The organism is Verrucosispora sp. WMMC514 (assembly GCF_027497295.1).
GTDB lineage: Bacteria > Actinomycetota > Actinomycetes > Mycobacteriales > Micromonosporaceae > Micromonospora > Micromonospora palythoicola.
The window spans coordinates 3,391,268-3,405,476 of record NZ_CP114906.1; the positions used below are offsets into that span (position 1 = coordinate 3,391,268).

Consider the following 14,209-nt stretch of genomic DNA (forward strand, 5'->3'; position numbering starts at 1 on the left):
GTCGGAGGGCGTACCTAGACTCACGCGACATGGCGACGGTGACCTTTGTGGACGAGAGCACCGCGGGAGCCCGGACTCCCGCGTGGGCCTTGCAGATCTTCGAGGAGCGGTTGACGCTTCGTGAGCTGATCCGCCGGCGGATCCACCAGGAGGTCGCCGAGCACAACGCGGCCAGCCCGCGGCCACGCCCGTCGCTGGTGCAGCCGACCTCGACCGAGCGGGCACTCAACGGTGACCCGGGTGAACGACCCCGGCGCCGGGTCGACCCGCAGCGGCAGATCGCCCTCGCCGAGCAGGCGTTCCGCAGCAACGGTTTCGTGGTGCTGGTCGGCGACCGCCAGGTCGAGGAGTTGGACGACGAGGTCGACCTGCGGCGCGACACCGAGGTCACCTTCCTCAAGCTCGTCGCGCTGGTCGGCGGCTGATGACCACCACCACCGAACCCGTCTGGTACGCCGACCGGGCCCGCGAGCTGATTGCCGCGAACGACCTGGACAAGTTGGCAGCTCACCTGCACACGCACGCCCGGCTCTGCCGCGACCACCCCGAGGTGCGCGCCGCACTGCGCGCACTGTCCCGTCCGGACGTGACGCGTCTCGTGCTGGCCATGGCCGCCGTCGTGCGGCAGGACCGGGTCCACGCCTGGCCGCCACGCGACCTGATCGGCCAGCTGTCCCGCCGGTTGCCCACCGAGTTGGCACCGGAGCAGCTCCGGGAGTTCGCCGCGTTCGCCGTCGACGAGCCGTACGCTTTGTCACCGACCGCGCTGGAGACGGTGGCCCGCGGCCTGGCCGCCACCGGCCCGATTCCGGCCGACCTGATGGAGGCGCTCGTCGACCGGTCCGACGAGAGCCAGCGGTTGCGGCAGTTCATCGCCGAGGTGGCCGGGCCGCAGCTAGACCCGGACGACCCGTGGGCCCGGCAGATCCTCACCGAGCTGCCCACCCTCGACCCGGCGTGGCGGCGGCTCGTCGGCCACGCCAGCACCGCCACCATGCCCCGCCCGAGCGCCGGCTGGTCGGCCGAGGCGGCCCGACTACTCGCCGAGGTGGACCCGCGCGAGGTGGGGCAGCTCGTCGACAGGTGGTTGGCCAGCGCCTCCCGCGTCCCGCACGCGCCGCCGAGCTCGGTGAACGCCGACCTGCTGCGTGGCCTGCTCTGGCTGGTCGAGCGGACCGGACCGGCACCGGAGCAGGTACGCCGGATCGGTGGCCTGGTCGAGGCGATGCTGCGTCGACTTCCCGGCGTCGGACCGGCCTGTCCCAAGGTGGCCAACGCGGCGGTCGGGGTGCTCGGGCGACTGGACGGCGAGCCGGCGCTGGCGCAACTTGCCCGGCTGTCGGCCCGGGTCACCTTCAAGGGCACCCGCAAGGAGATCGACAAGGCGCTTGACGCTCGTGCCGCCGCCCTCGGCATCGGCCGGGACGAGATCGAGGAACTGGCCGTCCCGGACTACGGCCTGACCGGGGTGGGGCGGCACGACGTACCTCTCGGCGGTTGCCGGGCCGAGCTGTCGATCGTGTCCACAGGTGCCGCGCTGACCTGGTTCACCGAGGCCGGCCGGCAGGTGAAGAGCCCACCGGCGTCGGTACGCCGGGACCACGCCGCGGAGTTGGCCAACCTGAAGAGCCTGGCCAAGGAGATCAGCGGCATGCTCACCGCCCAGGTGGCCCGGCTGGACCGGCTCTTCCTGGCTCAGCGCACCTGGACCTTGGCCCAGTGGCGGCAGCGCTACCTGGATCACCCGCTGGTCGGCACCCTGGCCCGTCGCTTGCTGTGGCTGGTCGACGGGGTGCCCTGCGGTTGGGCCGACGGCGCGTTGCGCACCGTGGACGACACCGCGGTGGTGGTCGGCGACGACGCCGAGGTGCGGATCTGGCATCCGATCGGTCGGCCGGTGCCGGAGGTGGTCGGTTGGCGGGAGTGGTTGGCGCGGCACCGGATCGTCCAGCCGTTCAAGCAGGCGCATCGGGAGGTCTACCTGCTCACGCCGGCCGAGGAGACCACCGGCACGTACTCGAACCGGTTCGCCGGGCACATCCTGCGTCAGCACCAGTTCCATGCCCTGGCCGCGGCCCGGGGCTGGACGGACCGGTTGCGGTTGATGGTCGACGACTCCTATCCGCCGACCTTCCGCGAACTGCCCGGTTGGGGGCTGCGCGCCGAGTACTGGGTGGAGGGGATCGGCGACGAGTGGGACACCGACACCACCGACAGCGGGTCCTACCTGCGGCTGATCACCGACCAGGTGCGTTTCTACCCGATCGCCGCCGCGCAGAACTGGTCGCACGCCTCCGGTGGCGGCTACGCGGCAGCACGGTGGACGGACGCCCGGCCGGGGGATCCGTTGCCGCTGGACCGGATCCCGCCGCTGGTCTTCAGCGAGATCATGCGGGACGTCGACCTCTTCGTCGGGGTGGCCAGCGTCGGCAACGATCCGACCTGGTCGGACGGCGGCCCGCAGGGCCGGTTCCGGGACTACTGGTCGTCGTACAGCTTCGGGGAGTTGTCCGCTACCGCCGAGACCCGACGGGAGTTGCTGACCCGGCTGCTGCCCCGACTGGCGGTGGGCCGGCGGGCCCGCATCGACGGCCGCTTCCTGGTGGTCGACGGTGACCTGCGCACGTACCGGATCCACCTGGGTTCGGGCAACATCCTGATGAGCCCGAACGACGAGTACCTCTGCATCGTGCCGGACCGGGGCGCGGGCCGGACCGGAGAGCCGCAGTTCCTGCCGTTCGAGGGTGACGGTTTGCTCGCGGTCATCCTCAGCAAGGCGATCCTGCTGGCCAGGGACACCGAGATCACCGACGCGTCGATCACCCGTCAGATCAGCTCCACCCGGTAGCCGCCGGCAGGCCGTGTGGACACCTCAGCACGAGGTGCTGCCGTCGGCTCGGCGTCCAGGGCGGTGCCGGCGTCCGTCGGTGGCACCCGTTCCTACGGCGGGGTGAGTACGGCCGCGGTGCGGACGAGCGTGGCGTCGACCGTGAAGCGTCCGTTGATCAGCGCGGGTGGCCGGGCTGTCGCCGCTTCGGTGACCCGGGTGGGTGAGATCCGCGCGGTGAAGGTCCCGGCATCGGGATCGAGGTGCACAAGTGCGTCGTGGAAGTCCAGCCAGCTGCCGACGACCGGATGCCACACCTTGTAGACGGTCTCCTTCGCACTGAAGAACACCGCGGGCCAGCAGATGCCCGGCGGCAGCCGCTCCACCTGATCGTCCTCCTCGGGCAGGCAGATCAGTCGGCGTACTCCCGGACCGAGTTCGCGGTTCTGCTCGGCGTCCATGCCGACCGCGCGGATCTCGTCGCTGCGCGCGACGGCCGCGGCGCAGTAGCCGCGGGTGTGGGTGATGGTGCCGACCAGGCCCGCCGGCCAGACGGGTGAACGGTCGGCGGCGGCCGGTACGGCCGCCGGCGGCAGACCGAGCGCGGCCATCGCCCGGCGAGCACACACCCGCCCGGCGGTGAAGTCGCGGCGTCGGCTGTCCACCGCGCGGTCCCCGAGGCAGGTCGCCTCGGCCGGGTGCAACTGCCCGGACCAGTCGTCCGGACCCGCCACGGCCACCGCGACGGCGGGCGGAAGCAGGTCACGCACCTGCGGCTCCGGGGTCGTGCGTTCGGTCACTGGTGGCGTCAACAATGACCGGCGACGATGGATGCCTCCGGGTGATGCGGTGCCTGGGGCAGGTCGCGGCGGCCATGGTTGGTCAACGTACCGCAACGACGTAACGGCGCAGCGTCCCCGGACGCTGTAGGTGCGCACGGGCATGTTCGGCCCGGCGGTGGGCGGGCACGCCCGCCGCCACCGGTGGAGGCGGGGAAGGAGCGCGATGACGGGTGTTACGGATCGCTCGGGTGTCACGAGGGCGGCGAACGGGGCCGCCCCGGAATGGGCGGGCGCGCACGCTCCGGTGACCCCCGAATGGACGTGTGGCACCTGCGCCGCCGAATGGCCCTGTGCGCCCAGACGCGAACAGTTGCTCGCCGAGTACGGCGTGGATCGGGCGATGCTGAGCGTCTACCTGGGCGCCTGTCTCGCCGCCGCCGCCGAGGACCTGCACGTCGCCGGGGCGACGTCGTTGCGGGACCGGTTCTTCGGCTGGTTGCCGCGCCGCCCGCTGTCCGGCGGGTCGTCCCGCCCGCACGACAGTTCCACGACAGGCGATGCCGCGGGAAGTGGACCGGCATGACGGATCGGTTCAGCAGTGCCGTGGGCGGTGCCTGGTGGGCGCAGCGTCCGCGAGACGTCACGCAACGGCGACAGTGACCCCGAATTCTTGTCGCATTCAGCGATCGTCGGAAATCTGACCCACGCCGCCCCGTTGTGCCCTCGGTCGCGGGTGGTTAAGCTGCAGGTGCGCGCCCCAATCGCCCGCTTCCCCCGTGGCAGGCGATCGGGGCGCGTCCTTTTTCCCCGAGAAGGGCCCGTACGCCGAGGCGTACGGGCCCTTCTGCGGTCAGATCCAGCGGCCGCCCAGCCACATGCGCGCCGACCAGTCGTCGTACGGCAGCGTCCAGCCCACGAAGATCGGATAGAAGTACGCGAAGCAGAGGACGACGAGCGCCACGTACGCCCCGGCGATCACCCCGCCGACCAGCCGGCGGTCGCGGCTGGCCTCCTCGTCGGCGCCGGTCACGGCCAGGCTGCCGCTCGGTCCCGCCGGCGAGGCGATGGCACCCAGCACGTAGACCACGGCGAACACCAGGAACGGCAGCGCGGGCGCGGCGTAGAAGGAGAACATCGTCCGGCCGTCGAGGGCGAACCAGAACCAGGGCAGCAGCCCCGCCGCCACGGTGAGCAGGAGCGCTCCGGCCCGCCAGTCCCGCCGGGCCAGGCCGAGCCAGACCAGCGCCACCAGCGCCGGCAGGAACGACCACCACAGCAGCGGGGTGCCCAGCAGCAGCACCTCCTCGGCGCAGGTCGCCGCACCGCAGGGGCCCTCGCCGGTCCAGTGGAACGCCACCGGCCGACCCAGCAGCAGCCACTGCCACGGCCACGACTGGTACTTGTGCGGATCGTCGAGCTGGCCGTGGAAGCCGAGCGCGGCCTGGTGGTACTGGATCAGGTTCCACAGCGGGCCGACGATCGGTGCGTCGCTGAGCCCGGCGTCCGGGTACCGCTCGGCGAGCCGGTAGTAGCCCTCCTGGCTGAACAGCCAACCGGACCACGTCGTGACGTAGGTGACCGCCATCAGCAGACCGGCGAGCACCATCCAGGGCACGCCGTCGAGCAGGGTGTCCCGCCACGGCCGGGGTACGCCGGCCGACCGCCGGGCGCCGACGTCCCAGAGGAACATCAGCAGCGCGAAGACCGGTACGAAGAACAGTGCGCTCCACTTCACCCCGAAGGCGCAGCCGAGCAGCACCCCGGTGGCCAGCCGCCACCAGGGCCAGTTCCGCCAGCCGCTGGGTGGCCGGCCGGCCCGCCCCCGGGCGGTCGGATCCAGCCCGGACTCCAGGGCCCGGGCCCACCGGCGTCGCGTCGCGTCCCGGTCCAGCACCAGCGCGCCGAAGGCGGCCAGGACGAAGAAGAGCAGGAAGATGTCGAGCAGCGCGGTGCGGGACAGCACCAGGTGGAATCCGTCGACCGCGAGCAGCAGGCCGGCGGCGCAACCGAGCACCGTGGAACGGAACATCCGGCGACCGATGCGGACCATGAGCAGCACCGACAGGGTGCCGAGCAGCGCCGCGGAGAAACGCCAGCCGAACTCCGGTGCGGTGGTGAACAGGTGGCCCGGCACCGAGATGCCGTGCTCGGCGTCGCTGTAGCCGAAGGCCCACTCGCCGAACCCGATCAACCATTTGCCCAGCGGCGGGTGGACCACGTACGACGGCACGTTGTTCGTGTAGTTCCACTCCACGGCCTTGTCGATCAGCCCCCAGCCGTCCCGGGCGTAGTAGACCTCGTCGAAGATCTTGCCCGGCGGATGGCTCAGATTCGCGAACCGGAGAACCGCCGCGATGACCACGATCACCGCCGTGGCCAGCCACGAACGACCGTCCAGCCCGGCCTCGACGGTGGCCAGCCGGCGGCGGATCGTCGCCGGTACGCCACTTTCCGCCGGTCCGGGGGCGGTGGTTGGGCTCGCCGCCGGCTCCGAGGGCTGGTCGGGGCTCGCGCTCTGTGCTGTCGACGCACTCGTCACCCGGCGATCGTAGGCTGCCAAGGGGGCCGCTGGCGCCCGTCGTCCCCATATCCGGTACGCCCGTCGATGAAGGAGTGCGCTGCTGTGGGTGGAATGTCCGAAACCGGTCGCCTGATTCTGCTCGGCGCGCCGCTCGGCAACCCGGCCGACGCCTCCAGCCGACTGCGGGACACGCTCGCCGCCGCCGACGTGGTCGCCGCCGAGGACACCCGCCGGCTGAACCGGCTCGCCCGCGACCTCGACGTGACCATCGCCGGCCGGATCGTCTCGTACTTCGAGGGCAACGAGGAGCGGCGTACCCCGGAGCTTGTCGACGTGCTCACCGAGGGATACGTGGTCGCGCTGGTCACCGACGGCGGCATGCCGAGCGTCTCCGATCCCGGCTACCGGTTGGTCCGCGCCGCGCTGGAGGCCGGGGTGCCGGTCACCGCCGCCCCCGGTCCCAGTGCCGTCACCACCGCCCTCGCCCTGTCCGGGCTGCCCTGCGACCGGTTCTGCTTCGAGGGTTTCCTACCGCGCGCCCCGGGCGCCCGGCGGGCCCGTCTGCGGGCCCTGGCCGCCGAGGAACGGACGCTCGTCCTCTTCGAGGCCCCGCACCGCATCACCGCCGCGCTCGCCGACCTGGCCGACGCGTTCGGTGCCGACCGGCCCGCCGCCCTCTGCCGCGAGCTGACCAAGACGTACGAGGAGGTGCGGCGTGGCCCCCTCGGTGAGCTGGCCCGATGGGCGGCCGACGGCGATCCGCGCGGCGAGATCACCCTCGTGGTGGCGGGCGCCCCCGCCGCCCCCGCCGTCCGCCCCGACGACGACGCGCTGCGCGCGGAGGTGGCCGAGCGCGAGGCGGCGGGTCGTAGTCGCCGGGACGCGATCACCGACGTCGCGGCCGAGTACGGGTTGCGCCGGCGTGACGTCTACACGCTCGTGCATCGGTGAAGCCGGACGTCACCAGGCGGCGATCAGGAAGCCGAGGGCGGTCAGCGGCGGGCCGGCCAGCGAGGCGGCGACCGCCCAGCGTCGCTCGGTCGGATCGGGCAGCCGGGTCGCGCCGGTCCAGCGGGCGATGCCCAGCGCGCAGCCGAGCACCGCGAGCATCCCGAGCAGCCAGCGCAGTTGGGCGCCCACCCCACGGTCGGCGTACGCGACGTGACCGTCCGGGCCGGTCACCCGGGCGGGCAGGACCGAACCGGGCACCGCACGCTCCCGGGGCACCCCGCTGACCCGTACGCCGTGGATCCGGAACTCCTCCTCCGTCGCCGTGAAGATGCCCCGACACCGCTGGGTCAGCCCGTCGCCGGAGCACCTGGTGACGACCACGGCGCCGGAGGTGGCGTGCCCGACCGCGAGCCAGAGCGGGCCGGCGCTGACCCAGGCGAAGAAGGCCGCCGCGAGGCTCAACCCGATCAACGCGGACAACCCCGCCAGGGGATCCGGCGGATGGCTGCTCCGCTCCCGGCGTCGACGTGCCGGTCGAAACCGCTGCCACCACGGATCGGTGCCGCCGGGCGTGTCCTGCCGCACCGGCGTGCCGTCCCAGTGGACCTGCTCGATCGGTGCCCAGAAGGTGTCCTCGTCCGGCGTACCGTCGTCACGCGACCGATGCCGGCGGCCGCGACGCCCGACCGGCCGGACCGGAACCCGCCGTGGCAGCGTGTCCGCTGGTGCGCCGGTCGTCGGCTCCACCTCGACTCCGGTGGGTGACTCGACCGTCGCGGAGTCGGCCCGGTCCGGCCCGGCCGCACCGTCCGGTGCCGGCGAGGGCACCGCGCGGGGCTGGGGCGCCACCACCTGGGTACGCGACGCGGCGGAGTTCGGCCCGGCGTCGGGGGAAGGGCCGTCGGAGTGGTCTCGGGCGGCTCGGCTGCCAGTCACGCGTTTCATTTGACACCGCTGACGGTGGTTGATCGGGCAGCTCAAGCAGCGTGTCGATGACAATTCGGACTATTTGTCGAGGGTGGTTGGGCCATCCTGCCGACCAGGGACCCCTATTGGTTCGCGGCCACCTCGCGGGGGTCACTAGGCTTTCTGTCCATGAGTCACGTTCTCGCGGCAGTGGCCTGGCCGTACGCCAACGGCCCGCGCCACATCGGCCACGTCTCCGGTTTCGGCGTTCCCTCCGACGTCTTCGCCCGGTACATGCGGATGGCCGGCCACGACGTGCTCATGGTCTCCGGCACCGACGAGCACGGCACACCGATCCAGGTGCAGGCCGACGCCGAGGGGTTGAAGCCACGGGAACTGGCCGACCGGTACAACCGGGTGATCGTCGAGGACCTGCACGGGCTCGGTCTCTCCTACGACCTGTTCACCCGTACCACCACCGGCAACCACTACGCCGTGGTGCAGGAGCTGTTCGAGGGGATGTACCGCAACGGGTACATCGTGCCGAAGACCACGATGGGCGCCATCTCGCCGTCCACCGGGCGCACCCTGCCCGACCGGTACATCGAGGGCACCTGCCCGATCTGCGGCTACGACAGTGCCCGGGGCGACCAGTGTGACAACTGCGGCAACCAGCTCGACCCGATCGACCTGGTCAACCCCCGGTCGAAGATCAACGGGGAGACGCCGGAGTTCGTCGAGACCGAGCACTTCTTCCTCGACCTGCCCGCCCTGGCCGACGTGCTGCGGCAGTGGCTGGACACCCGGGAGGGCTGGCGTCCGAACGTCCTGCGCTTCTCCAGGAACCTGCTGGACGACCTGCACCCCCGGGCCATCACCCGGGACCTGGAGTGGGGGGTGCCGATCCCGCTCGACGGCTGGCGTGAGCGCACCGACAAGCGGATCTACGTGTGGTTCGACGCGGTCATCGGCTACCTGTCCGCGTCCATCGAATGGGCCCGCCGCACCGGTGACCCCGAGGCCTGGCGGAAGTGGTGGTCCACCGATGGTGAGGGGAAGGACTCGCAGGCGTACTACTTCATGGGCAAGGACAACATCGTCTTCCACTCGGTGATCTGGCCCGCGCTGCTGGCCGGCTACTCCGGTGAGGGCGGTCGTGACGGCGAGCCGGGCCGGCTCGGCCGGCTCAACCTGCCCACCGAGGTGGTCTCCAGCGAGTTCCTGACCATGGAGGGACGCAAGTTCTCCTCCTCGCGCCGGGTGGTCATCTACGTCCGCGACTTCCTCCAGCGCTACGACGCCGACGCGTTGCGCTACTTCATCGCGGTGGCCGGGCCGGAGAACAACGACACCGACTTCACCTGGGCCGAGTTCCTGCGCCGCAACAACGACGAACTGGTCGCCGGCTGGGGCAACCTGGTCAACCGGTCGGTCTCGATGGCGGCGAAGAACTTCGGCGAGATCCCACCCATCGGCCCGGACGGGCTCACCGAGGCCGACGAGGCGCTGCTGGCCGTGGCGCGCGCCGGCTTCGACACGGTCGGCGACCTGATCGCCCGGCACCGGCAGAAGCAGGCCATCGGTGAGGCGATGAAGGTGGTCGCCGAGGCCAACAGGTACCTCTCCGAGCAGGCGCCGTGGAAGCTGAAGGACCCGGCCGCCAAGCCCCGGATGGGCACCATCCTGCACGTCGCCCTCCAGGTGGTCAGCGACGCCAACACGCTGCTCACCCCGTTCCTGCCGCACTCCGCGCAGAAGATCCATGAGCTGCTCGGCGGCACCGGGGTGCACGCACCGATGCCGGTGATCGAGGAGGTCGCCGACCTCGACGTCGGGCCCGGGTACCCGGTGCTGACCGGTGACTACACCCAGGGCGCGCGGTGGGAGTCCGTACCGCTCGTGGTGGGCCGGGCGCTCGCCGCGCCCAAGCCGGTCTTCCGCAAGCTCGATCCCTCGATCGTGGACGAGGAACTGGCCCGGCTCGAGGGCTGACCGCGCAGTGATGGGCGCGTCCCGCACCGGGTCGCGCCCATCGTGTCGTCCGCGTGGCCCGGCGCGGTGCGATCCGCGCCGGACGGCGGCCCGGCCCGGATCAGGCGCGGGCCATGGCCGGCGAACCGATGAACTCCATGATCGCCTTGTTCACCTCGGCGGCGTTGGTCCACGGCGTGCCGTGCGGCGCGCCCTTGAGGGTGACCAGCCGGCTGTCGGCGAGCATCGGCTGCAACCGCTGACCGGTCTTCGGGTACGGCAGCACGTTGTCCTTGTCGCCCTGCACGATCAGCACCGGCACGTCGATCCGGGACACGTCGGCCCGGAAGTCGGTGCCCCAGGCGTCCACGCTGTCGTGCGTGGCCGTGGCGGAGGCCATCGCCCCGATGTTCCAGTGCGCCCGGTACGCCTCTTCGCTGACCAGCTTGCCCTTGTTCTCGTCGTAGTTGAAGAAGTTGTTGCAGAACTGCGTGAGGTAGGCGAACCGGTCCTGCGTGATCGCCTGCTTGAACCCCTCGAAAAGACTCGGCTCGACACCCTCGGGGTTGTCCGGCGCCTGCCGCAGGTACGGCGCCAGCGGCGCCAGCAGCACCGCCCGCTCCACCCGGTCGGAGCCGTACGCGCCCAGGTAGCGGGTCACCTCGCCGGTACCCATCGAGTGGCCGACCAGGATCGCGTTGCGCAGATCCAGCTCGGTCATCAGCACGTCGAGGTCGGCGGCGAAGGTGTCGTAGTCGTACCCGAACGCCGGCTGCGCCGAGTTACCGAAGCCGCGCCGGTCGTAGGTGATCACCCGGTATCCGGCGTCGAGCAGCGGTCCGGAGACCTTCTCCCAGGTCGCCCCGTTGAACGGGAAGCCGTGGATGAGCACGATCGGCTGACCCGACCCGTGATCCTCGTAGTACAGGTCGATGGGCGCGGAGTTCTCCGTGCCGACGGTGATGAAGGGCATCTCGTCCTCCTGTCAGGGTGGGAAACCGAGGCTTCCCCGGCGGGCATCCGATATTCCTGCGCCGCTCGACCTGACGGGCCAGGTCAGAGAAGGTACGGGTGGTCCACCACCTGATCGTCGGTGACCTCACCGCCCGGGGCCCACGTCTCGTAGACGCCCCGTTCGTGACACTGTGCGCCGATCGCGGCGACCGCGTCCGGATCCGGACGTCGCAGCCGCAACCGCAGCCAGCCCGCCTCCTCACGCAACACCAGGCACGGCACCCCCCGCCAGGCGGCCAGGCGCACCCGTCGGCTCACCCCGTCGACCGGGTACCGGGCGGCCCGGGTCAACGCCAGCACCCGGAAATCGCCGGGCAGGTCGGCGACCGCCTCGTACTCCCCGCCCGCGTACGTGCCCACCAGTCGGGTCGACCGCGGCGCCTCCCCGGTCGGCACGTACTCCTGGTCCGGCGACAGACCCGGCACGGCGGCGAGCAGGTGTCGCCACTGTGGCCCGACCATCCGCAGCCAGCCCCGCTGCTCGGCCTGGTAGGCGTAGAGCACCACCTCCACGCCCTGCGCCGGATAGGCCAGCAGGGTGGCGTTCGCCGGCATCGGCAGGTCGGCGAAGTCCCGGGTGACGAACTCGGGGATCAGGTGGTGACTGCTGGGCGTGAAGCCGGTACCCAGCACCGCCGGACCCAACCGGTCCCGGGCACCCAGCGCCGTCAGGCCCCGGTACGCCGCACCCGCCGGCACGTCGTAGTCGCCCGGGTCGGCGGCCCGCCAGCGCAACGCGTACGTCACGTCCGCACCGTCGCGGCTGTCCTCGCCGTCGGTGCGCAGCACACTTGTCGTCGCCGGGGTGCGCAGGTGCGCCACGTCGTGTTCCCGGTAGCAGAACCCGTGCGGGAGCCAGCCCCGGACGTATCCGGCGAGCTGCCGGGCCGAGAGGATCTTCATCATCCGGGTGCCACGCCGTACGCCCGCCGAGGCGCGTACCGCGGTGACCAACGGGTCGTCCGCGGCGGCCGGCTGCTGCGCGAGTCGGTGCACCTCCGACCAACCCCGCTCCCGGTGCAGCGGCACCAGCAGCGGCGGCTCCGGGTCCTCGGCCTGCTCGGTCCCCCCGTGCACGGCGCCGACCTCGGTGACGTGCACGAACCGTCGCCACGGCAGCCCTGAGTTGGGTCGGGGTGCCCATTCGAAACCGGCCACCTCGTCGGCGCTGAACAACTCGTACGCCGCGCCCCGGGCGATCTCCTCGGCCGGGTACACCGCGCCGCCGAACGCCACCCGCAGACCGGTCCGCTCCGGCACCGTCCCGCCGGGCCGAAAGAGCTCGCTTCGCGCGTCCACTCCGCGACGGTAGGGGTGCGGGGCGTAGCCGAGGTGAACTCCGGGTGGCTTCCGGGTGGACTCGTGCGGTGTGTGATCCTGTCGAGGAGATGAGCGAGCCCACCGAGTCCCGTAGCCAGCGCGCGGCCCGCCGCGCCGGAGAGTTCCCACCCGCACCCGAGCCGCTGCCCCGCCCGGTGCTGGACAGCCACACCCACCTCGACATCACCGTCAGCGAGGCCGGCGTGCCCGGTGGCGGCGACGTCGCCGACCCGGTCGCGGCGGCCATCGACGTCGCCGCCGCCGTAGGGGTGGACCGACTGGTCCAGGTCGGGGTGGACGTCACCTCCTCCCGCTGGGGTGTCGAGGTGGCCGCCAGGTACCCGGCGGTGCTGGCCACGGTCGCGCTGCATCCCAACGAGGCGCCCCGGCTCGCCGACCTCGACGAGGCCCTGCGCGAGATCGAGGCACTGGCCGGGCAGGACCGGGTCCGCGGTGTCGGCGAGACGGGGATGGACCGCTACCGCACCGGTGACGAGGGCCGCGCCGCGCAGGAGGAGAGCTTCCGGGCACACATCGCCATCGCCAAGCGGTACGGCCGGACGCTGGTGATCCATGACCGGGACGCGCACGCCGACGTGCTGCGCATCCTCGACGACGAAGGCGCACCGGACACGGTGGTGATGCACTGCTTCTCCGGCGACGCCGAGTTCGCCGCCGAGTGTGTCCGCCGGGGCTACCTGCTCAGCTTCGCCGGCACGGTCACCTTCGCCAGCGCCGGCGCGCTGCGCGAGGCCGCCGCGTTGACCCCGCTGGACCAGATCCTGGTGGAGACCGACGCGCCGTACCTCACCCCCGTGCCGCACCGTGGCCGGCCCAACGCCTCCTACCTCATCCCGCTGACCGTCCGGGCGCTGGCCGCCGCCACCGGCTCCGACCTCGACGTGCTCTGCGCCGCCATCTCGGCTACCGGGGAACGCGCCTTCGGCCCCTGGCAGCCGGTCGACGTCGGGGGCTGACCCGTACGCTGTCGGGTTATGGCCGCAGACCTGCTCGGCCCGGCGGAGATCCGGGACCTCGCCGCCCGGCTCGGCGTCGCGCCCACCAAGAAACTCGGCCAGAACTTCGTGCACGACCCCAACACGGTCCGCCGGATCGTCGCCACCGCCGGGCTCACCGCCGACGACGTGGCGGTGGAGGTCGGCCCCGGGCTCGGCTCGCTCACCCTCGCCCTGCTCCCCGTCGCCGCCCACGTGCACGCCGTCGAGATCGACGCCACGCTGGCCGGCGCGCTCCCCGGCACCGCCGCCCGGCACGCCGGCCCGGCCGCCGACCGGCTCAGCGTGCACCACGCCGACGCCCTGCGGATCAGCGCCGCCGACCTGGGCGATCCGGCGCCCACCGCACTGGTGGCGAACCTGCCCTACAACGTCGCCGTGCCCGTGGTGCTGCACCTGCTCGCCGAGTTGCCGAGCCTCCGGCACGGGCTGGTGATGGTGCAGAAGGAGGTCGCCGACCGGCTCGTCGCCGGTCCCGGCTCCAAGGTGTACGGCATACCGTCGGTCAAGCTCGCCTGGTACGCCCACGCCCGGGCCGCCGGAAAGGTGCCGCCGAACGTGTTCTGGCCGGTGCCCAACGTCGACTCCGGCCTGGTCGCTTTCACCCGCCGCGAGCCACCCCGCGCCGACGTACCCCGCCACCAGGTCTTCTCAGTGGTGGACGCCGCCTTCGCGCAGCGGCGCAAGACGCTGCGGGCCGCCCTGGCCGGCTGGGCCGGCGGTGCCGACCGGGCCGCCGCTGCCCTCACCGCCGCCGGCGTGGACCCCGGCGCACGCGGCGAGTCACTCACCGTCGATCAGTTCGCCGCCGTGGCCGCGTCGGCCCCGAGCCGTACGCCGGCAGCCCAGTAGGCTGAGCCCGTGCCTGCCGAGGAGCTGATCGTGACCAAGCCGTTCGACG

General features: G+C 72.2%; 12 protein-coding genes. 7 read left to right on the forward strand and 5 right to left on the reverse strand.

Annotation, left to right across the window (positions count from 1 at the left end; genetic code table 11):
- Positions 1-29 precede the first annotated feature (29 nt).
- Entirely contained in the window at positions 30-425 is a 396-nt protein-coding gene (locus tag O7597_RS15905; protein ID WP_269739920.1) for a hypothetical protein, read from the forward strand.
- Positions 425-2,848, forward strand: a complete 2,424-nt coding sequence (locus tag O7597_RS15910) for a DUF4132 domain-containing protein (protein WP_281583155.1) — start codon at positions 425-427, stop codon at positions 2,846-2,848. Before O7597_RS15905 ends, O7597_RS15910 begins: the two co-directional genes overlap by 1 nt.
- Positions 2,849-2,940: 92 nt before the next feature.
- On the opposite strand, the gene O7597_RS15915 is transcribed toward O7597_RS15910, so the two are convergent.
- Complete coding sequence (locus O7597_RS15915; RefSeq protein ID WP_281583156.1) at positions 2,941-3,597, reverse strand: 4'-phosphopantetheinyl transferase superfamily protein; 657 nt, start codon at positions 3,595-3,597, stop codon at positions 2,941-2,943.
- Positions 3,598-3,913: 316 nt separating this feature from the next.
- Here O7597_RS15915 and O7597_RS15920 point away from each other — a divergent pair, with 316 nt between their 5' ends.
- Positions 3,914-4,192: a hypothetical protein gene (locus O7597_RS15920; protein WP_269742653.1), complete on the forward strand. Its 279-nt coding sequence runs from the start codon at positions 3,914-3,916 to the stop codon at positions 4,190-4,192.
- Positions 4,193-4,459: 267 nt separating this feature from the next.
- Here the strand turns inward: O7597_RS15920 and O7597_RS15925 are convergent, their stop codons facing one another.
- Entirely contained in the window at positions 4,460-6,040 is a 1,581-nt protein-coding gene (locus O7597_RS15925) for a phospholipid carrier-dependent glycosyltransferase (RefSeq protein ID WP_281583261.1), read from the reverse strand.
- 192 nt (positions 6,041-6,232) lie between these two features.
- Between O7597_RS15925 and rsmI the strand changes: the two genes are divergently transcribed.
- Positions 6,233-7,081 carry a 16S rRNA (cytidine(1402)-2'-O)-methyltransferase gene (gene rsmI, locus O7597_RS15930; protein WP_269739917.1) on the forward strand — a complete coding sequence of 283 codons (849 nt, stop codon included), beginning with the start codon at positions 6,233-6,235 and terminating at the stop codon, positions 7,079-7,081.
- A gap of 9 nt (positions 7,082-7,090) precedes the next feature.
- On the opposite strand, the gene O7597_RS15935 is transcribed toward rsmI, so the two are convergent.
- Positions 7,091-8,017: a hypothetical protein gene (locus O7597_RS15935; RefSeq protein ID WP_281583157.1), complete on the reverse strand. Its 927-nt coding sequence runs from the start codon at positions 8,015-8,017 to the stop codon at positions 7,091-7,093.
- Positions 8,018-8,176: 159 nt separating this feature from the next.
- Here O7597_RS15935 and metG point away from each other — a divergent pair, with 159 nt between their 5' ends.
- Positions 8,177-9,979, forward strand: coding sequence for a methionine--tRNA ligase (gene metG, locus O7597_RS15940; protein ID WP_281583158.1), 1,803 nt, complete (start codon positions 8,177-8,179; stop codon positions 9,977-9,979).
- A gap of 100 nt (positions 9,980-10,079) precedes the next feature.
- On the opposite strand, the gene O7597_RS15945 is transcribed toward metG, so the two are convergent.
- Positions 10,080-10,931, reverse strand: a complete 852-nt coding sequence (locus O7597_RS15945) for an alpha/beta hydrolase (RefSeq protein ID WP_269739914.1) — start codon at positions 10,929-10,931, stop codon at positions 10,080-10,082.
- A gap of 83 nt (positions 10,932-11,014) precedes the next feature.
- Positions 11,015-12,271 carry a hypothetical protein gene (locus O7597_RS15950; protein WP_281583159.1) on the reverse strand — a complete coding sequence of 419 codons (1,257 nt, stop codon included), beginning with the start codon at positions 12,269-12,271 and terminating at the stop codon, positions 11,015-11,017.
- Between the two features lie 89 nt (positions 12,272-12,360).
- Between O7597_RS15950 and O7597_RS15955 the strand changes: the two genes are divergently transcribed.
- Both O7597_RS15955 and rsmA read left to right on the forward strand, forming a co-directional pair.
- Complete coding sequence (locus tag O7597_RS15955; RefSeq protein WP_269739911.1) at positions 12,361-13,269, forward strand: TatD family hydrolase; 909 nt, start codon at positions 12,361-12,363, stop codon at positions 13,267-13,269.
- 18 nt (positions 13,270-13,287) lie between these two features.
- On the forward strand, positions 13,288-14,160 hold the full coding sequence (gene rsmA / locus O7597_RS15960) for a 16S rRNA (adenine(1518)-N(6)/adenine(1519)-N(6))-dimethyltransferase RsmA (protein ID WP_281583160.1): 873 nt from the start codon (positions 13,288-13,290) through the stop codon (positions 14,158-14,160).
- The last annotated feature ends 49 nt before the right edge of the window (positions 14,161-14,209 follow it).